Source organism: Rheinheimera pacifica, assembly GCF_900108485.1.
Lineage (GTDB): Bacteria > Pseudomonadota > Gammaproteobacteria > Enterobacterales > Alteromonadaceae > Alishewanella > Alishewanella pacifica.
On sequence record NZ_FNXF01000003.1, the window covers coordinates 231,498 to 249,918 of the forward strand.

16 protein-coding genes are annotated in these 18,421 nt (G+C 50.4%); 6 read left to right on the plus strand and 10 right to left on the minus strand.

The window, feature by feature from the left end; translation table 11 throughout:
- Positions 1–2: 2 nt before the first annotated feature.
- The 4 genes from BLW68_RS05610 to BLW68_RS05625 all read right to left on the minus strand — a co-directional run bounded on the left by BLW68_RS05610 (position 3) and on the right by BLW68_RS05625 (position 4,264).
- On the minus strand, positions 3–677 hold the full coding sequence (locus BLW68_RS05610; protein ID WP_092791140.1) for an ATPase: 675 nt from the start codon (positions 675–677) through the stop codon (positions 3–5).
- On the minus strand, positions 665–916 hold the full coding sequence (locus tag BLW68_RS05615) for a hypothetical protein (protein WP_092791142.1): 252 nt from the start codon (positions 914–916) through the stop codon (positions 665–667). The genes BLW68_RS05610 and BLW68_RS05615 overlap by 13 nt, the downstream gene beginning before the upstream one ends.
- 84 nt (positions 917–1,000) lie before the next feature.
- Complete coding sequence (locus BLW68_RS05620; protein WP_092791144.1) at positions 1,001–2,737, minus strand: bifunctional protein-serine/threonine kinase/phosphatase; 1,737 nt, start codon at positions 2,735–2,737, stop codon at positions 1,001–1,003.
- Between the two features lie 30 nt (positions 2,738–2,767).
- Positions 2,768–4,264 carry a NarK family nitrate/nitrite MFS transporter gene (locus tag BLW68_RS05625; RefSeq protein ID WP_092791146.1) on the minus strand — a complete coding sequence of 499 codons (1,497 nt, stop codon included), beginning with the start codon at positions 4,262–4,264 and terminating at the stop codon, positions 2,768–2,770.
- A gap of 303 nt (positions 4,265–4,567) precedes the next feature.
- On the opposite strand from BLW68_RS05625, the gene BLW68_RS05630 reads away from it, so the two are divergent.
- The 4 genes from BLW68_RS05630 to BLW68_RS05645 all read left to right on the plus strand — a co-directional run bounded on the left by BLW68_RS05630 (position 4,568) and on the right by BLW68_RS05645 (position 9,444).
- Positions 4,568–5,872: an MFS transporter gene (locus BLW68_RS05630; RefSeq protein ID WP_092791148.1), complete on the plus strand. Its 1,305-nt coding sequence runs from the start codon at positions 4,568–4,570 to the stop codon at positions 5,870–5,872.
- Between the two features lie 14 nt (positions 5,873–5,886).
- Positions 5,887–7,089, plus strand: coding sequence for an NnrS family protein (locus BLW68_RS05635; RefSeq protein WP_092791150.1), 1,203 nt, complete (start codon positions 5,887–5,889; stop codon positions 7,087–7,089).
- Between the two features lie 111 nt (positions 7,090–7,200).
- A complete protein-coding gene (locus BLW68_RS05640) occupies positions 7,201–7,584 on the plus strand; it encodes a putative zinc-binding protein (RefSeq protein WP_092791152.1) in 384 nt (127 codons plus the stop codon).
- Positions 7,585–7,803: 219 nt separating this feature from the next.
- Entirely contained in the window at positions 7,804–9,444 is a 1,641-nt protein-coding gene (locus tag BLW68_RS05645) for an acetolactate synthase large subunit (protein ID WP_092791154.1), read from the plus strand.
- 41 nt (positions 9,445–9,485) lie between these two features.
- On the opposite strand, the gene BLW68_RS05650 is transcribed toward BLW68_RS05645, so the two are convergent.
- The 3 genes from BLW68_RS05650 to norR are packed head-to-tail and all read right to left on the minus strand — an operon-like array spanning position 9,486 to position 12,179.
- Positions 9,486–10,265, minus strand: coding sequence for a HesA/MoeB/ThiF family protein (locus BLW68_RS05650; RefSeq protein WP_092791156.1), 780 nt, complete (start codon positions 10,263–10,265; stop codon positions 9,486–9,488).
- Positions 10,258–10,650 carry a YbaN family protein gene (locus BLW68_RS05655; RefSeq protein WP_092791158.1) on the minus strand — a complete coding sequence of 131 codons (393 nt, stop codon included), beginning with the start codon at positions 10,648–10,650 and terminating at the stop codon, positions 10,258–10,260. The genes BLW68_RS05650 and BLW68_RS05655 overlap by 8 nt, the downstream gene beginning before the upstream one ends.
- Positions 10,650–12,179, minus strand: a complete 1,530-nt coding sequence (norR, locus tag BLW68_RS05660; protein WP_092791160.1) for a nitric oxide reductase transcriptional regulator NorR — start codon at positions 12,177–12,179, stop codon at positions 10,650–10,652. Before norR ends, BLW68_RS05655 begins: the two co-directional genes overlap by 1 nt.
- A 169-nt stretch (positions 12,180–12,348) precedes the next feature.
- Between norR and ytfE the strand changes: the two genes are divergently transcribed.
- On the plus strand, positions 12,349–13,047 hold the full coding sequence (ytfE, locus tag BLW68_RS05665) for an iron-sulfur cluster repair protein YtfE (RefSeq protein WP_092791162.1): 699 nt from the start codon (positions 12,349–12,351) through the stop codon (positions 13,045–13,047).
- A 150-nt stretch (positions 13,048–13,197) separates the two neighbouring features.
- On the opposite strand, the gene BLW68_RS05670 is transcribed toward ytfE, so the two are convergent.
- Entirely contained in the window at positions 13,198–14,028 is an 831-nt protein-coding gene (locus BLW68_RS05670; protein ID WP_092791164.1) for a helix-turn-helix transcriptional regulator, read from the minus strand.
- 159 nt (positions 14,029–14,187) lie between these two features.
- On the opposite strand from BLW68_RS05670, the gene BLW68_RS05675 reads away from it, so the two are divergent.
- A complete protein-coding gene (locus BLW68_RS05675) occupies positions 14,188–16,380 on the plus strand; it encodes a TonB-dependent receptor (protein WP_092791166.1) in 2,193 nt (730 codons plus the stop codon).
- 176 nt (positions 16,381–16,556) lie between these two features.
- Here BLW68_RS05675 and BLW68_RS05680 read toward each other — a convergent pair whose 3' ends face one another.
- Both BLW68_RS05680 and BLW68_RS05685 read right to left on the minus strand, forming a co-directional pair.
- The gene (locus BLW68_RS05680) at positions 16,557–17,363 is read right to left on the minus strand and encodes a LytR/AlgR family response regulator transcription factor (RefSeq protein ID WP_092791168.1); all 807 of its coding nucleotides are present in this window, start codon (positions 17,361–17,363) and stop codon (positions 16,557–16,559) included.
- Complete coding sequence (locus BLW68_RS05685) at positions 17,363–18,421, minus strand: sensor histidine kinase (RefSeq protein WP_177172162.1); 1,059 nt, start codon at positions 18,419–18,421, stop codon at positions 17,363–17,365. The genes BLW68_RS05680 and BLW68_RS05685 overlap by 1 nt, the downstream gene beginning before the upstream one ends.

Consider the following 18,421-nt stretch of genomic DNA (forward strand, 5'->3'; position numbering starts at 1 on the left):
TATTAAACTTTACTGAGACGGATTTTATCGCGAGCCCAGTGTTTAATTACACTTTCAGCAAACCAGAGTGGCTGAGCACGATCAAAGTTCTTCTCTACGATATCAAGGTAACCATCTGGTGTAACTTCAGCAATAAAGGTTAATTGTCGGGTGGAATTATCAAAGAAATAGCTTCTGCGCGATGCTCGTGCCATTTCAGGTAGTAGCTTGAGACTTCTCTCGTATCTTTGAACGATTTTATCTCTGGGTACACTATGCCCGCCGAGTTCAACCCGCTGCTCAACCCTGGCAACATTTACCTCAGGATCCGACGTACACACGTAATAAAGATAGGCTTTATATCCGGCAGTATTGGCACGCTGGAAGAAATCAAGATGGCTCTCGTGACTCATTACTGACTCATAGCTAAAAGACAACTGATCTCTGATCCAATCCTCACGAAGACCAAGTGCAATTTGTTGCGCTAGCTTAGCAGCTTGATAGGTATTACCTTCTGATAAATCAATGTTCTTTGAATTAGAAAATTGCTGCAACAATTCAGTTAAATTAATATGCTTTGCAATATCATCAGGATTAAGATACTGCCCAAGACGAACAGCATAACGCTCTCTTAACTGTGTTGTTAAAGTTGTTTTGCCCGAGCCATTAGGCCCGGCAATCAATCTCAATTTTGGCAAAGTAAATCTCTGAGTTTTAGCTCAGGTTTAACGGTAACACGCTTTAAGAAAGTTTTTTTGTTGCCAGCGTCCAATTTCACCATCTCACCATTTTCAACAAAAGTAATAGACACTCCTGCATCCAAAGCTTGTTGCACCGCAGTACGTGATGCTCGAACGCCAATATCCATCAGGGTTTTGTTATCATCTAACTCAGATTTTCTTTGATGTTTCCGAACAGTTCTTACAGCTGGATACATAATCACCTCTGTACTGTAAATATAGCGACATCCTAGCACACTAATCTGATTCCAGACAGCGCAGCAAGTTCATTAGAGCACAACTTAACGCCGCAGCAAAAACAACCACACTACCAGCAATAAGGTAATAAACCAGAAGCCGGAAAGCAGTTGCCAGAATAACAGCGGATTGGTTCTATGCTCCTGCTTCACCTCTTCGTGCAAAAACTCAGGATTCGGTTGCTGTAAGTCCGTCAGTAGTTGGTTAATGCTCTGGTAGCGCTGCGATAAATCCAGGCTAACGCCCTTTTGCAAGGCACGGTCAAACCAGGTGGGAATAACCGGATTAAACTGACTGGCACTGCGATAGCGCAGTTTATCGTAATCGGCTGCGGTGCGGCATTCTTCTACTGCATTGCCATAGGGTAAATGGCCACCGCTGAACAGCTCGTAGGCAATGGTGGCCAGAGCGTAAATGTCACCCTGCACGCCGGAGTTATGCCCGAGTAAATAGTGCGGATCCGAATACGCTGCCGTGCCCAGCGCAGCCTCATGCTGCAGCGGGCTGTATATTTCGGCCAGGCCAGCCACATACACCGAACCAAAGTCGACAATTTTTAAGCGGCCGTCAGCAAGGTAAATAATATTACCGGGTTTTAAATCCTGATGAATAGCCCCCATGCGATGAAACGCGGTTAAACCTTCAGCAATTTGTTTTACCAGCTTAATGGCTAGTGCCGGCTTTAACGGCTTAGGTTGGCGCTCGAACCACTGCTCTAAACTTTGGCCCGGCAGATATTCCATTAAGTAATACAAAAAGCTGCGGGGCCGGGTTTGCCGTACTACCTTGACTACATAATCAGATTCAATGCGCAGGCCAATCCACTCTTCACGAATAAAACGGTCGATATATAAGACATCGTCATCGTAATTCAGCGACGGGCATTTTAATACCAAATGCCGGCCGCTTGCCTCATCTTCTACCAAATATAAGTGGCTGCGGCTGCTGGCAAACAGCTCGCTCAGCACTTTATAGCCGTCCAGCTTCATGCCCACGCTTAACGCCGGCGGAAACGGCAACCGGGTAAGATGTTGGTTTAAATCATCCAGGCTTTGCTGCGGTAACCTTGTTACTTCTACCAGGATCAGGCTGAGATTATCATCACTGCCCTGCGCCAAAGCCTGCTGCTTTAATTGTGCGGCCGTCAGGTTTAAATCAGCCGCGTTTGATAGCGCACGCTGCAGCTCGTCGGCACTGATAAAATCGGATATGCCGTCAGAGCACAGCAAAAACCTGTCACCGGGGCGTAAACTCTGGCTACCCTGCTGCAGCTCAACCCGTGCATCCATGCCCAGCGCCCGGCCAAGAAACTGACGCTGCCCGGATAATACCGTGGTGTGATCCTGGCTAAGTTGCACCAATACACCGTCACGCCAGTGGTACAGCCGGCTATCGCCAATATGAAAAAAATGCGCCGTTTGCGATTTAATAATCAGCGCGGTAAAGGTGGTCAGATAACCTTTCTGGTTGTGGACAAACTGATGGCTCAGCTCGTACAGCTCATTATTAATGGTGGCCAGCAACTGTGTGGCGCTGTAGGCCACCGACCAGCTGTCCGGCGTCTGGCTGTATTCGCGGCAAAACCGGCTTACCGCGCGCTCACTGGCCTGCTGGCCGGCCTCAGCCGTGCTGACGCCATCGGCCAGGGCAAAACAGGCGCCTTTGTAGGTTAACAAGTGCGGATCTTGAGCCACATTGACTACCACCGCATCCTCGTTGGCGGGCTTAATACCCGCCTCACAGAGATGGCTGTAGCGAAGTTGCAATTCAGATCCGCTCACTTGTTAGTCCTTTTTCCGGCAGTAGTAACATTAACCAACATTAATCCGGTGCACAGTACCGTCTTCTCCTACTTCGGTAATATGGCCTTTCGGGTCGTCCAAAAACATGACCGCAACCAGGCCCACCAGGGCAGAGGCGGCAATGACGTAGAAGAACATACTGTAACTGACATAACTCAGTACCGTTAAATACACCACTGCCCCCACATTACCGTAAGCCCCGGCCATGCCGGCAATTTGCCCGGTCATGCTGCGCTTTATCAGCGGCACTATAGCAAACACCGCACCTTCACCGGCCTGGACGAAGAAGCTACACGCCATGGTGGCCAATACTGCCAGCGGGATCCACCAGTGGCTGTCCATCAGGCCCATCAGGAAATAACCGGCCGCTAAACCGCCAATTAAGATCAGCATACTTTTGCGCCGGCCAAATTTATCAGAAAACCAGCCGCCCATTGGCCGCGATACCAGGTTCATAAAGGCAAAACCCGACGCCAGTAACCCGGCTTTCACCGCACTTAAACCTTCGAAGGTTTCCAGAAAGTACAATGGCAGCATCGACACCACTGCCAGCTCAGAGCCAAAGGTAGCAAAGTAGGCAATATTTAATATCCCCACCTGCTTAAAGCTGTATTTATCCGCCTCCGGTACTCCGGCACGTAAATGCTCAGCATTAATGCGCCAGGTTTGCTGGGTTTGCACGATAAATAGCAACAACAGCACGCCCCATAACGCATACATCATATCGGTGGTGAACAGGTTAACCCCGGCCGGTGACAAACGCCAGGCCAGCATGCCTAGCGCCAGATGCATAGGGATATTCATTAAGATTAAGCCCCACAAAGCGCCCCAACTGGATACCACCATAGCCCCGGTTTTTTTCGGCTTAAAATACACCGAGCCTTTAGGGGTATTACGGGCATATTTGTAAAATACCAGCGCATACACTGCGCTGATCACACCGACAGTACCGATAGCATAGCGCCAACCATCAGCGCCGCCATAAGCCAGCGCCAGCGCCGGTAACGTCATGGCTGCAGCGGCGGAGCCAAAGTTTCCCCAACCACCATAGATACCTTCAGCAGTGCCCACCTGATGATGCGGAAACCACTCGCCTACCAGGCGGATACCGACGACAAAACCAGCTCCGACAAAACCGAGTAAAAAACGAAACAATGCCAGTGCATCGTAAGTTTGCGCAAAGGCAAAACCAATACACAGCAGTGCTGAGATAAACAACAACAGGGAATACATAATACGCGGGCCATAACGGTCGACCAGCATACCCACAACAATACGTGCCGGGATGGTTATCGCCACGTTTAAGATCAACAGGGCTTTAACCTGAGCATCGGTCAGTGCCAGGGCGTCTTTAATATGAATCAGCAACGGCGCATGGGCAAACCAGATAACAAAAGTTAAAAAGAAGGCAAACCAGGTCAGGTGCAGCATTTTTACTTTTTGCTCAGCGAAATTCAGCAGGTTTAACCTACTGCCGCTTGCAGTAGCTAAAGCAGGTCCAGCCATAATACTCTCCATAGGATTAACAGATAAACTGCGCCAAGTGTAGAGAGCTGAAGCGGCAAAATCATTGATATAAAACAAAGCCGAACCGCCAGTTTCTTACTATAAAACAAACAGATACCAACTTATAGGTAGACCGGCGACCGCCGCCATGGCACGGCATTTCAGCAGCCACTACCCACTTTGGCGTAATAACCTGCCCCGCCCCGCCTTAGTCAGCGCGTCAGAGGTACGCCCTCTGCGCTGCAGCAGCAATTAGCTTTGGCGTTACACTAAGCTGTAATACTGATTAGCGGATATTTTGCGATGGAGCATACTACTCCCACCACGCTGGCACAGGCCACGCTGCCGCGGGCTAACCGGGCGCTACTGCTGGCCACGCTGGCCTTTGCCGCCTGCTTTTCGGTCTGGACCTTATACGCCGTAATGGGCATAGCGTTACAACAGCAACTGGCGCTTAACGCTACACAATACGGCATACTGCTGGCGGCACCTATATTAAGCGGCGCCTTACTGCGGGTGCCGCTTGGCATACTGGCAGACCGTGTCAGTAGCCGGCGCTTATGGCTGTACCAGATGCTGGCAGTCATACCGGCGCTGTTACTGCTGCCGCTGGTAAACAGCTACAGCGGCTATTTATGGCTTGGGCTCTGGTTTGGTATCAGCGGTGTGTCTTTTACCTTTGGGGTGCGCTATGTCAGCGTATGGTTTGCCTCAAGCCGCCAGGGCCGGGCGCTGGGTTTATTTGGCGTGGGCAATGCCGGTGTTGCCATTACCTTTGTGCTGGTGCCGCTGGCGGTAACCTACCTTGGCTGGCAGTGGGTGGGGCCGCTGTATGCTGCAGGTATGTTACTGATCGCACTGCTGTTTGCCCTGTTGTCACCGGCAGAGCCTGCTCAGGCTTACACTCAGGCCGCAGCGCTTAGCCTGCGTACACTGGTATCAGATGCACGTATCTGGCGTTTTTCCCTGTACTACTACTTTGTGTTTGGCAGTTTTTTAGCGCTGCTGTTGTGGCTGCCACAATACTATATGCAGGCCTATGCCATGAATGCACAACAAGCTATGGCGTTTACACTGTTTTTTGTCGCCACCTCAAGCATGGTAAGGGCATTGGGCGGCTGGTTTGCTGATCGCTACGGTGGCCGCGCAGTAAACTGGAGCGTATTCTGGGTATGCCTTGTGTGTTTGTTCTTTCTTAGCTACCCACCTACTACCTTGATTGTGCATGGCCTGGAAAAAGATGTGCAGTTGGAGATTGGCCTCAATGTCTGGTGGTTTACACTGCTGATTTTTATTATCGGCGTGGCCCAGGGTTTTGGCCGCGCCAGTGTGTATAAAGTGATCCACGATTATTACCCGCACCATATGGGCAGCGCCGGTGGCTTTGTTGCAGCGATAGGTGCCCTCGGGGGCTGTACGCTACCGGTGCTGTTTGGTGTGGCGCAGGATGTTCTGGGGATTGTCACCGGCTGTTTTATGATTTTATACAGCGTACTGGCGCTGTGCATGATCACCATGTTTTTTGCCAACCAGGCCGCGCAATACCAGCAAAAGCTGGCTCAGGCACGTACAGAGAATTTTTTACGCGATGAGGATCAACCTCTTTAAGCTAAGGATAAACCATGCAAATTACTGATCTGGCAACCGAGCAAAAGCTGTTGCCACTGTTGCGCCAGGCGTTTCGGCCGATGTTTTTATTTGGCGCGGCCTTTAGTGCCATTGCTATGCTGCTGTGGGGCCTGGCTCTGGCCGGCCATATTCAGCTAAAGCCCTTTGCCAATGTACTGTTCTGGCACAGCCATGAAATGTTGTTTGGTTTTGTTGCCGCTATTGTGATCGGTTTTTTACTGACCGCGGTGCAAAACTGGACCGGGCTGCGCGCGCCGCATGGTAAAAGCCTGCTGTTTATCAGCCTGTTGTGGTTAAGCGCCCGTCTGCTGTTGTTGTTTGGCCAGGGTTTACCACTGTATCTGGTGGCCGCAGTGGATTTAAGCTTTCTGCCGGTGTGCGCGGTATTGTTAGCCATACCTCTGATTAAAACCGGCCAGCAGCGCAACCTGTTTTTTATACCGCTGCTGTTGCTGCTGACCGCCTGTAACGCACTGATGTATATCGGTGTGGCCTACAATCGCTATGATTTAATGCAGCTGGGCAGCCAAAACGCCATCTGGTTGGTTACGCTGCTGATGGCGATAGTCGGTGGCCGGGTGCTGCCGATGTTTACCGCCAATGGCACCCAAACTAAAAAGGTTGAAGCCATGGTCTGGCTCGACCGCGCTGCGCTGGGTTCTTTATGGCTGATATTTGTACTGCACTTTTTTGCCCTGAACAAATACCTGCCGCCACTGGCTATCAGCAGCTTATTTGCCTTAAGTGCCCTGCTAACTGCCCTGCGCTGCCTGCGCTGGAAAATCTGGCTTACGGTTAAAGTGCCGCTACTGTGGTCGCTGCATCTGGCGTACTGGTGTATACCGCTGGGGTTAGCGCTATACAGCGCACGCTACGCCGGGGTAAATATCAGCAACAGCATAGCGCTGCACGCGTTAACCGCCGGTGCCATGGGCAGCATGATTTTAAGCATGATGGCGCGGGTATCATTAGGCCACAGCGGCCGTATGCTCAAACCGCACCGTATTATGTCGCTGGCGTTTTTACTGGTACTGGCTGCAGCCATCAGCCGCACGGTATTAATCTGGCTGTGGCCGGCCCAGACTATGCAATGGCTATGGCTAGGCATAGGCGGCTGGGTGCTGGCGTATGGACTATACGTACTGGTGTATTTTCCGGTGCTAACCACGCCAAGGCCAGACGGCCGGCCAGGTTAATGTGACCTTACCTCTGAAGAGGTAAGCCTGCCGCGGCTTTGATTTATATCAAGCCGCAACCCGTCATGGCTTTTACACTGGGTGAATGCTCTTGCTATGACGGAACAAAAAATGAACATCGATTACGATAACAAACCGCTGGTATACTCCTGCTCTGGCTGCTCTAACGTGGCGCAACTTGCCAACGATCTGGCCGTGGTACTGGATCGGGAAGGCTCGGCACAAATGTCCTGTATTGCCGGTGTTGGCGGCCAGGTAAAACAGCTGGTAAAAGTTGCGCAGTCCGGTCGGCCTATTCTGGCCGTAGATGGCTGCCCGCTTAACTGCGTAAAGCAAACCCTCGCCACCGTAAACGTAGTACCCACCTGGCATATAGAGCTAACCTCACAGGGCTATAAAAAACGCGACCACGAAAACTGCGGTTTAACCGATGCCTATAAGCTGCTGCAAATGGTGCATAGCGATATCCTTGGACAGCCGGGCAAACCAGCCTGATCTCACTTATTGTTCCGGCGCCATTGTTCGCGCGTATTTGCCCGGCGGCAATCAGCGTGAAGCCGGCGTTGGGATTATTTTTTATCTACCGCTGAAATTTACCCTAAAATGATACTGTTGCAATGTGCCGTGAAAGGGCTACTGTGAAGCAGTGCGTCTGATTGTACAAACGAAACCCATATCGACGTCCTTTAAATCCGTTACATTAGGAAGACTACTATGAAAGCATCTGACTTATTTGTAAAAACACTGGAAAATGAAGGCGTTAAATTTATTTTTGGTGTTCCGGGTGAAGAAAATCTCGATTTTCTCAATTCACTAAAAAACTCCAGTATCCACTTCGTGCTTACCCGGCATGAGCAAGGCGCTGGCTTTATGGCCGCTACCTATGGTCGTTTAACCGGCCAGCCTGGTGTTTGTTTAGCTACCCTTGGCCCCGGCGCCACCAACTTGGTTACGCCTGCCGCCTTTGCCCAGTTGGGCGCTATGCCAATGTTAATGATTACCGGCCAAAAACCGATTAAGACCAGTAAGCAAGGTCAGTTTCAAATCCTCGATGTAGTGGATTTAATGCGTCCAGTCACCAAATTCAGCAAACAGATTGTTAATGGCAATACCATTGCCCCGCTGGTACGCGAAGCATTCCGGCTGGCCATCGAAGAAAGGCCAGGAGCGGTGCATCTGGAATTACCGGAAGACATTGCCGCAGAGCAATGCGCAGACACCATCTACCCCGTGGTTGGCCATCAGCGCCCTCATGCGGCAAAAGAGGTACTGGACAAAGCAGCAGCCATGATAGAGGCCGCCAAACGCCCGCTGCTGCTGATTGGCGCCGGAGCTAACCGCAAAAGTGTCTGTCAGGCGCTGACCACCTTTGTTGACGCTACCGGCATTCCCTTTTTTACCACTCAGATGGGCAAAGGCGTGGTCGATGAGCGCCACCCGTTGTACCTCGGTTCGGCGGCCTTGTCTGACCACGATTTTTTGCACTGCGCCATTGCTAAATCGGATCTGGTTATTAATGTTGGCCACGATGTGGTGGAGAAACCGCCGTTTTTTATGCAGCATGGCGGCAAGCAGGTTATTCATGTCAACTTCTTACCGGCTGCTGTAGATGCGGTGTATTTTCCGCAGCTTAATGTGGTTGGCGATATCGCCTTCTCTGTAGCACAACTGGCGAAACTTATCCAAAACAAGCAGCGTTGGGATTTTTCCTATTTCAGCCGCATCAAAACAGAACTGGAGCAGCATCTGGCCACCTACGCTGTTGACAGCCGGTTTCCGATGTTGCCGCAACGGCTGGTGCATCTGCTGCGTCAGCGCCTGGACGATAATGCCATTGTCAGCCTCGATAACGGCATCTACAAATTATGGTTTGCCCGTAACTACAAATGTTACTCAGCCAATACCATGCTGCTGGATAATGCACTGGCGTCAATGGGTGCAGGCCTGCCCGGTGCAATGGTGGCTAAAATGCTGCAGCCTCAAACCCAGGTAGTCGCGGTATGTGGTGATGGTGGTTTTATGATGAACTCACAGGAGTTAGAAACCGCAGTTCGTCTGCAGCTGAACCTGGTGGTGATCATCCTGAACGACAATGCCTACGGTATGATCAAGTGGAAACAGCAAGATATGGGCTTTGCCAATTTTGGCCTGGAGTACAATAACCCGGATTTTGTCAGCTATGCGCAAAGTTTTGGTGCTAAAGGTTACCGCATCGGGAATGATGAACATTTTAAACACATTCTGAACAGCTGCCTGAGCACTGCCGGCGTGCATGTTATCGACCTGCCGGTAGACTATTCACTGAACCACGACATCCTTAATGTCTTACTGAAAGAAAAAACCTGTCAATTGTAAATGCAGCGTGTCCTTATAAAACTATGTATCTTAAACACCATTTAACCACAGACACTACATAGCGGATCTTTGTTTAAACTAAACTGCTGCCATTTGCCGGTTAACGCATCAAACAGCTGTAATTTGCCGTATAACGGCGTACCGACTCCGGCAAGAATTTTTACCGCTTCCAGCGCCTGCATGCTGCCGATAACCCCTACTACCGGGCTTAAAATGCCGGCTTCCATACAGGTTAACTGCTGCTCGCCAAACAATTGGCTTAAACAGTGATAACAAGCGCCGTCGCCCTGCATACTAAAACTGGCGACCTGGCCTTCAAAGCGGATAGCAGCACCGGATACCAGCGGCACTTTGGCGTGCACGCAAGCGGCGTTAATGGCATTGCGGGTGGCGAGGTTATCGGTGCAATCCAGTACCAGTGAAAACTGCGGTACCAGCTGCGCTAAGTCATCGGCAGTCAAGCGCTGCTGCAAAGCGTTAATGGCTATGTCAGAGTTTAGCGCCTGTAAGCTCGCTGCAGCTTGCTGTACTTTACTTTCCCCGATATCAGCCTCGCGATACAGGATCTGCCGTTGTAAGTTACTGCGGTCAATATTGTCATCATCTACCAGAGTAATACTGCCGATCCCACTGGCCACCAGATAAGGTGCGGCGGCGCAGCCGAGCCCACCCATACCTACCAGTAGCACCTTGCTGGCAAGCAACGCTTCCTGCCCACGAAAGTCCATTGCCGGGAGCATTAGCTGGCGGCTGTAGCGCATAGCTTGCTGCTGATTCAGTGCAAGCGTGTTCCGCGGAGGCGGGCTAAACGGCTTAGTCATGCTTGTTATCCTGTGTTATTTGTTCAGGCCTGCGCCACAACCAGCATGCTACCAACAGCAAAAACAGCGGTAACAACAACTTAAGTACTACCGGAGCAGCTGAGAATTGAATCAGTATGGCGCTCAGTGTCATCATGCCGCCGGCCAGATATTTAGCGCGCCGCGGCACTATACCATGGGCGCGCCAGGCTAATACCGGTGGGCCCAACCGCGAATGTGCCAGCAGCCACTGCTCTAAAGCCGGCCAACCTTTACCGGCCGACCAGGCACTCAGCAGAATAAAGGGTACCGTTGGCAAACCGGGTAAAGGAATACCGATCAGCCCCAAAATTAAACTTGTTAATGCTAACAGCCGCCAAAAAAACAGCTTAGTAATATGCCACATTATTTCAACCCCAGCCGCTGAGCCAGTTTATGCAGGTTGCTCGGATCCAGCTCTAACTGTCTTGCGGCCTGTGACCAGCTACCCTCATGCTGCGTTAATGCCTGGTGTATCATATGCCGCTGCAGTTGGTTAACGGCCTGCTTAAGTGTAATAGCCGCATTATGCTGCACCGGGTTATTCAGCGCCGTGTGATGCTCTGCTAGCGCTACGCTGTCAATATCCAATAGCTCAGCGCCCAGTGTGACAATATCGCTGCGTGCCGCCCCCTGGCTTAATGCTTTAATTGCCGCGCGGCTGATAACATGCTCCAGCTCACGCACATTACCGGGCCAGTCATAGCTTAGCAATGCCAGCTCAGCAGCCGGCGCTAAACGCAGGGCTCTGAGCCCAAGCCGGCTGCGGTTCAGCTCTAAAAAATGCCCGGCCAACAGCGGAATATCATCGCGCCGTTCACGTAAAGGCGGGATGGGTAAAGGATAGACCGACAGACGGTGATATAAATCGGCGCGAAACTCACCACTTTTAACCTGTTGCTTCAAATCACGGTTAGTGGCGGCAACCAGGCGCACATTCACCAGTCGCGTTTTATCAGATCCCAGCCGCTGAATTTCACCGTTTTGTAAAACACGCAGCAGTTTAGCCTGCACCAACAGCGGCAGCTCACCCACTTCATCCAGAAACAAAGTGCCACCATCAGCCGCTTCAAACCGCCCCGCCCGTTCACTGTGCGCGCCGGAAAAAGCGCCCTTGTTATGACCAAACAATTCGCTTTCCGCCAGGCTTTCCGGCAACGCTGCACAATTGAGGTAAATCATCGGGTTACTTGCCCGGGCTGAACTGCGGTGCAAATGCCGGGCAAACAGCTCTTTACCCACCCCGGTTTCGCCCAACAGCAATACCGGCAAGTCAGAATTTGCCACTACGGTAAGTTCCTGCAAAATTTGCTGCAGTACTTTACTCTGGCCAATCAGTTCATAGCGCAGCTTGGCAGCCGGTTCAAATTGCTGTTCGTCGGCCTGATGATTCAGCCGCAGTGCCCGGTTAGCCTGCTCCAGCTCAGTGGTACGCACCGCCGCCTCGACCAGCAAGCTATAACGCTGCAGTTCAAATACAGCTGCCGCCGAAAAACTACCGGCTTCTAACGCATCCAGCGTTAATACCCCCCAGCAACGGCCTTCAATGTACAGGGCTATGCCCATACAATCGTGCACCGGCAGCGCCTGGCCCGGCTGCTCTGCCAATAAACCATCGTAGGGGTCCGGCAAGCCGCAGTCAGGCTCAAACCGCACCGGATTGCGACTGGCTAAAATAGCAGCCAGCCGCGGATGCTGGCTAACCATAAACCGGCGCCCAAGTGCTTCGCGCACTAATCCATGTAAAGCCACCGGCTTTAATATGTCGTGCTCAAGTTTAAGCAACCCTACAGCACCACAGCCAAAATGATTGCGTAACGTGCTGACTAAACGCTGTAAGCGCACAGCTGCCGGCAGATCTGTCACCAAATCTGCAATTAAACTTTCTTCCAACATGGTAGTTATGACCCTTGGGTTATTTTAACCCTGATTTAGCTGGGTTCAATTTACCATAGCTGTAAATAAAGCCATATAAATCAAAGGTGGTAGTTTTGGCCTGACTCTTGCCATTTATAACCAGACGGGAGCTTTGCCCGGCATGTTAATTACTTAGTCAGGAGTACCTATGTCATTATTGGATCAATCTTTAGGCCAGATCGCCACTTCCGTAGCCGGCGCTACCGCCGTATTTCATCAGTACAAACTGGATTTTTGTTGTGGCGGCCAACTTAGCCTGCGCGAAGCCCTGGCCAAACGGCAGTTGCCGGCAGACGCTGTGGTGAATGCATTGCAAACATTGCAGCAGCAACCCACTGAGCATATCGATTGGCGCACAGTACCGGTAAAACAGCTTATCGAACATATTTTAACCCGCTTTCATCAGCGGCATCGCCAGCAGCTGCCTGAGCTGTGTCGGTTAGCGCGCAGAGTTGAACATGTTCATGCGCTGGACCCGCAGTGCCCGACAGGCCTGGCCGATCATCTGGGCGATATGTATCAGGAATTAGAAAGCCATATGATGAAAGAAGAGCAAATTCTGTTTCCGATGCTGGCCGGCGGTATTTATCCGGCAGGGCCCATCAGTGTGATGGAGGAAGAACACCTGCAACATGGCGATGCGCTGGAAAAACTTGACCAACTGACCAATGACATCACGTTGCCGGCAGATGCTTGCAATACCTGGACCGCACTGTACATTGGCTTAAAAGAGCTGAAAGAAGATTTAATGCAGCATATTTTGCTGGAGAACCATATTTTGTTTGTGCAACCCACCCACGCCGCAAAGGATGATGATCGCCAACTGTGTTGCGGTAGTTGCCAATAGCTTGCAGGAATAAATTAACTAAAGCGCCAGGCACGGAAGCATTGGCGCAGCCCGCTATGGAATAACCGGAGTGATAATTCCTGACATCGTTTTCCTTGCATAACTATGTCAACACACTTCAAAGCACACATTAGCGACAAGGTCGCCGCTTTAATTGCTCATCTTTCGCCAGACACTTGGCGCTATACCAACGTAACGGCGAAATGCTGCTGCAAATTTACTGGGATTGGCATAACCTACCGCGGTTGCTACATCGGTGACACTAACACCACGCTTCAGCAGCGCCTGAGCCTGTTCCATTCTTTGTGCAGTAATATAGGCAAAGGGAGTCAAGCCGGTAGAACAGGCGAAAGATTTAGCAAAGCTGGTCTCATCCATTTGTAGCAACCCGGCCATTTGCGCCACACTAATGCCGGCTTGCAGTCTGCCTTTAACCAATTCCTCAACGCGGACTAAAGCTCTTTTCGTTAAAGGCCGCCGCTTCTGCAGCGCAGGGGGTGGTGAATTTTTAGCGAAAAGCCGGTCCAGGATTTGCCCCACACCCTGTTCAAAAAACACTGTGGATACACCATAGATTTGCGCGCTACGCCACAGCGCCATCAGTATCGCTGAGACCAAATCATCATTAATAATTTGCAGGGGCGCTATGCTTAACTGTTCCGCAGTGCAATCCCGGCACCATGCCTCAAGGTTTAGCGCAAGCCCGAGCATCTCTACCGAAGGGCATATAGCGTAACAGGGTTGAGGAGACCATACCGTGATGGCTCCCCGGCGCCATGTTTTTTCGATCCACGTTGCCCCAATTCTTTGCTTAAGCAGGCCGCCACCATTGAGATTTAAGCCTATCCGAAGATAGGGGCTGGCAGGGATTTCGCCTTCAAATGTTTTGAATGCAGAACGAACCAACAAGGTTGAGTCGTCACTGCTGCTGAAGATTTGAGCAGCATGCTCGCCATAGCTATCAATGTCACGTTTGAGCATTACTGTTCCGGCGCCCTGATTACAAATTGCAATGATATACCATAACACTTTGTCAGCTATGGAGCATCTACCGGTTTTGGAGTGGCGCCCTTTTTAGCTGTCAGGATAATACAGAAATAATTCTAATTAATAACCGCGCTTACCTATTTAGGGAATATCATGCTTAAACACGTACTGCAAGGCGCCTGCTCTGCGTCGCTCCTCCTGTGCTATGGTCCGCTTGCCTGGGCAGATGACAGCACATCAGAAAACACGACAACCGATGAAGTCGAACGGATAGTCGTTACAGCCACCAAACGCAATACCGAACTCCAGGATAGCGACGCCTCAGTTACCGTACTGGGCATTACGGCGATTGATCAGGCACGTTTGCGGGATTTCAGCCGTATTGACGATCTGGTGCCCAACGTTCAATTCGCTGAGTTTGGTCAGCGGGGTAGTATTTTTATTACCGTACGTGGCGTAGAGTCAAATCCCTTTATCGTTAACCGCGCCGCCGTTTATATTGATGGCATCCCTTTCAGGGAACTGAGCAATTCCGTACTCAACCAGATCGAATCGGTTGAAGTGCTGCGCGGGCCGCAGGCAACACTCTACGGTGCCAATACCGAATCAGGGTTAATTCTGGTGACCACCAAACCGCCAACTGAAACAACTGAAGGCAATATCCGCATCACAGGCACGCACTTTCCGTCCGGTAACAGTATTGAAACCGACGGCGCCCTTAGCGGCTCACTGTTGCCAGGCACTCTGACAGGATCAATTGCTTTTACCTTAGCCCGCGAGGATGCCTACTTAAAAAATAAAGCAACCTCTACCGGCGAAACCGGCGAATTCACCGAACACTATCTGCAAGGCCGATTACGCTGGACCCCTAACGACAGGTTAACAGTTAATGCCCTCGCCTACTGGCTGGATCTGGATGCGCCAGGTATTTTCGGCCAGCAATACGTTCCGCTTAATCTGTCGTTATATAACAAACTCTATGCCGACAGGTTTAACGATGGACGCTTAGCAGATAACTGGACCTACTTCGAAGATGCACCTAAGTATTTTACCGAACAGCAGTTTGTTGCCGGGCTCAGTGCTACCTATCAAGCGGCATACGGTGCATGGGATTTGGCGACGTCTCACCGGCAGGTAGAAAAAGATCATAAAGGCCTCGACTTTGACCTGACTGCCACCCCCGCCGTAGCAGGACGGGAAGCTAATGACGAAACGTTTAATAATGTTGAAGCTCGTTTTAGCTCTTTGCTGAGCGACAGCTTTGATTACATGGTAGGCGCCTCGTATTACCAGGCAACAAACGACAATATTAAAGCCACCTTTATTGGCCCGGGCGATCTTAACGCTTATATTGCTGCACCGGTTCAGCGCAAAAAAAGTGAAGACTTCGGTTTATTTGGTTCTGCTAATTTCTATGCGTCAACAAAATTACGCATCACGGCTGGCTTGCGCTATGATCAGGCCAAACGCAGTACCGTACAGCAAGCCGGCACCCTCGATTTAGGCTTTGGCTCAGTTGTCGTATACCCTGAAGCGCAGTTAGCTAAAACCTACGATATTTTGCTACCGCGGCTGGCATTTCATTACAAACTGACAGACAACCTGGCCGTACATGCTTCGGCTGCACGCGGCTATATTCCCGGAGGCTTTAACCTCGTCGCCATGCAGCAAGGGGTGGCCGATGACGACATTATTTCTTACGACAGCGAAACTTTATGGAGCCGTGAACTCGGTTTTAAATGGCGCTCAGCAGATCGAAAAATGCGCCTGTCCGGCGCGGTTTTTTACATAAATTCAGACAATTGGCAGGAAATACAAATCGCTACCGATAAACAAGGTCGTCCCGTCAGTTCAGACTTTATTGGTTCAGATGCATCCATCCGTAGTAAAGGGCTGGAGCTGGAAGGACATTGGCAAGTCAGCAGTGCATTTTCACTGGATGCCCATATAGGTTATGTCGACGCCAAATACCGGGATTTACAAGTGGATGAGACACTTAACGTGCGCCATCAGCCCATCCAGTTTGTACCGGAATATGATGGCGGCCTGGCACTACGTTACCAATGGTTCAACGGCATTTATGTACGTACCGAAGTTGGCTTTACCGGCGAAACATCGCTACGTGCCAGGGGCGATATCCGTCAGGCGGCAACAACCAAGTTAGGCTTACAATTAGGCTACGTCGGCAATAAATTTGCGCTACGGCTGTTTGGTGAAAACCTGACCAATGAGCGAAAAGCCAGTGGTTTAGCTATTGAAAACCTGGCATTTGGCAACGACGGGCTGTTCTATGCACCGTTGGATGCGCCACGGGTTATCGGCCTGGAACTGGAAACCTGGTTCTAAACAACAATCATCCGGTTAACATAACAGGCTGATGTTACCAGACAAAAAATGTAGCACGCACCGATAAATTCAAATAAAAAACGCCGCTCAGCTATTACCGTTAAGCGGCGTTTTAGTTTTAGCGTGTTTGATTTATCTATGCAGGTTAGCACTACCGGTAATGCATTCCCTTCAACTCAACCGGCTTTATCGCCAGACAAACTGAGCTTTAGCTGCCTGCTGTAAGTTCTGCTGACTTTCAGCGATTTACTGTTCACTAACGTCAGGTTGTACTCTGAATTGATTAACGGTTCGAGCCTGGCGACATGTTGCAGGTTAACAATGGTTGATTTATGAATACGCAAAAAGCCATCGGGCAGCACGTCATTGATCAGGCTTTTTAATCTGGCCCGCATCACAAAGGTATCATCCCGGGTGTGCACACACATATAGTCGCCAGCGGCATCTATCCATAAGATATCGGCATAGGGGATCAATTGCGCCGGGTGATGGCCGTCCTGGATCACCAGTTTTTCCTGCTCAATGCGGTATGCACTGCCAGGCTCAGTCAGCCGGGCGGTGTCACCATTTAGCAAGATGTCGCGTACTTCCAACATATGCTGCTTATTGGCCGGGCTATCCAACCTGGATGATACCCGGGCAATAGCTTCTGCCAAACGCTCTTTTTTTACCGGTTTAAGCAAATAATCCAGTGCCCGTACTTCAAACGCCTTAACGGCATATTGATGAAACGCCGTAACAAAAATAATCGCCGGGCACGATTCCGGCTGCAGCTGTTTAATCAGCTCAAAACCCGATTTACCGGGCATTTCAATATCGAGAAAAATCAAATCCGGTGCAGATTCACTGATCAATGCCATGGCCTCATCAACACTACAGGCATGCCCGATGATGGAGATCTGCGAAAAGGCGGCCAGCCTGATGGCCAGCCCTTCGATAGCACTGTATTCGTCATCTACCAGCAAGGTTTTCAGTGGTTTCATCAAAGGCTCTCAAGCGTCTCCAGCGGAATTGACATACAGATCCAGGCACCACCCTTTTCATCATTGCCCAGCTTAAAACAACTCGAGCCGGGGTAGATCAGTTGTAGTCTGTCCTGACAATTTTTCATACCAATGCCACGCGAGGCCGGCTCTGCCAGATTAAAACCAGTACCGCTATCACTAACTCTGATATGTAACCGGCTGTCGTCACAGCTAAAATTAACAGCAATAGCAATATTGTTCTTGTTGCCAATACCGTGTTTCAAGGCATTTTCAACCAGCGGCTGCAGTAGTAAAGATGGCATCAGCGCAGAATTGCAGCCTTTGTCTGCACTGATCTGTACATTAAGTTCACTTTGAAAACGGCACTGTTCAATATCAATATAGGTTTGCAACAGCGCAATTTCTTCCTGTACCGTGATTTTTGCCAGCGGATCGGTGTATAAACTGTAGCGCAAAAAGTCACAGAGTTTTTCCAGCATAGTTACCGCATTGGCGTTGTGCTGTTTAAGAATAAGGGTACAAATAGCATTGATACTGTTAAACATAAAATGCGGGTTGAGCTGGTAGCGCAACATTTTAAGCTGTGACTCTTTTGCCAGATGCAGCGCTTCTGCCGCTTTATGCTTTTGCTCAGCATTATCCAGATAGATTTTTATACCATAGTAACCGGCAGTCCAGGTTGCCAGCATGGTTAGCGAGGCCGAGGTCCAGGTGCCAAAGTCGAACCAGGTCATTGGCTGCCACCAACTGCCATAAAACCACTGCAATGTATGCCATTTAAACTGGGTCCACAGCAGTGACGCCGCCAGTAAACAGATAATATGCAAGCAAACGCTTACACCGGCCGGTTCCTGCCTGAACCAGGCATATAGCCGCCTTAACAGCAGGGTAATAAAAAAACCGCAGCAGGTATCCAGCAAAAGATGAGGCAGATGAATTGCCCACGGCTCCTGGCCGGGCATTTTAATCATCAGTTCGGTAAGCACAGCATAAGCTACCCAACCACAATATTGGCATAACCAGAACAGCTGTGTTTTTGATTCTAACTTTATCAA

Excerpts from the sequence above, each read along its gene's own strand:
- norR (WP_092791160.1), bottom strand. The coding sequence starts at position 12,179 with ATGTTGGAAGAAAGTTTAATTGCAGATTTGGTGACAGATCTGCCGGCA.
- BLW68_RS05625 (WP_092791146.1), bottom strand. The coding sequence starts at position 4,264 with ATGGCTGGACCTGCTTTAGCTACTGCAAGCGGCAGTAGGTTAAACCTG.
- BLW68_RS05680 (WP_092791168.1), bottom strand. The coding sequence starts at position 17,363 with ATGAAACCACTGAAAACCTTGCTGGTAGATGACGAATACAGTGCTATC.
- ytfE (WP_092791162.1), top strand. The coding sequence starts at position 12,349 with ATGTCATTATTGGATCAATCTTTAGGCCAGATCGCCACTTCCGTAGCC.
- BLW68_RS05645 (WP_092791154.1), top strand. The coding sequence starts at position 7,804 with ATGAAAGCATCTGACTTATTTGTAAAAACACTGGAAAATGAAGGCGTT.
- BLW68_RS05670 (WP_092791164.1), bottom strand. The coding sequence starts at position 14,028 with ATGCTCAAACGTGACATTGATAGCTATGGCGAGCATGCTGCTCAAATC.
- BLW68_RS05615 (WP_092791142.1), bottom strand. The coding sequence starts at position 916 with ATGTATCCAGCTGTAAGAACTGTTCGGAAACATCAAAGAAAATCTGAG.
- BLW68_RS05635 (WP_092791150.1), top strand. The coding sequence starts at position 5,887 with ATGCAAATTACTGATCTGGCAACCGAGCAAAAGCTGTTGCCACTGTTG.
- BLW68_RS05640 (WP_092791152.1), top strand. The coding sequence starts at position 7,201 with ATGAACATCGATTACGATAACAAACCGCTGGTATACTCCTGCTCTGGC.
- BLW68_RS05650 (WP_092791156.1), bottom strand. The coding sequence starts at position 10,265 with ATGACTAAGCCGTTTAGCCCGCCTCCGCGGAACACGCTTGCACTGAAT.
- BLW68_RS05675 (WP_092791166.1), top strand. The coding sequence starts at position 14,188 with ATGCTTAAACACGTACTGCAAGGCGCCTGCTCTGCGTCGCTCCTCCTG.
- BLW68_RS05655 (WP_092791158.1), bottom strand. The coding sequence starts at position 10,650 with ATGTGGCATATTACTAAGCTGTTTTTTTGGCGGCTGTTAGCATTAACA.
- BLW68_RS05630 (WP_092791148.1), top strand. The coding sequence starts at position 4,568 with ATGGAGCATACTACTCCCACCACGCTGGCACAGGCCACGCTGCCGCGG.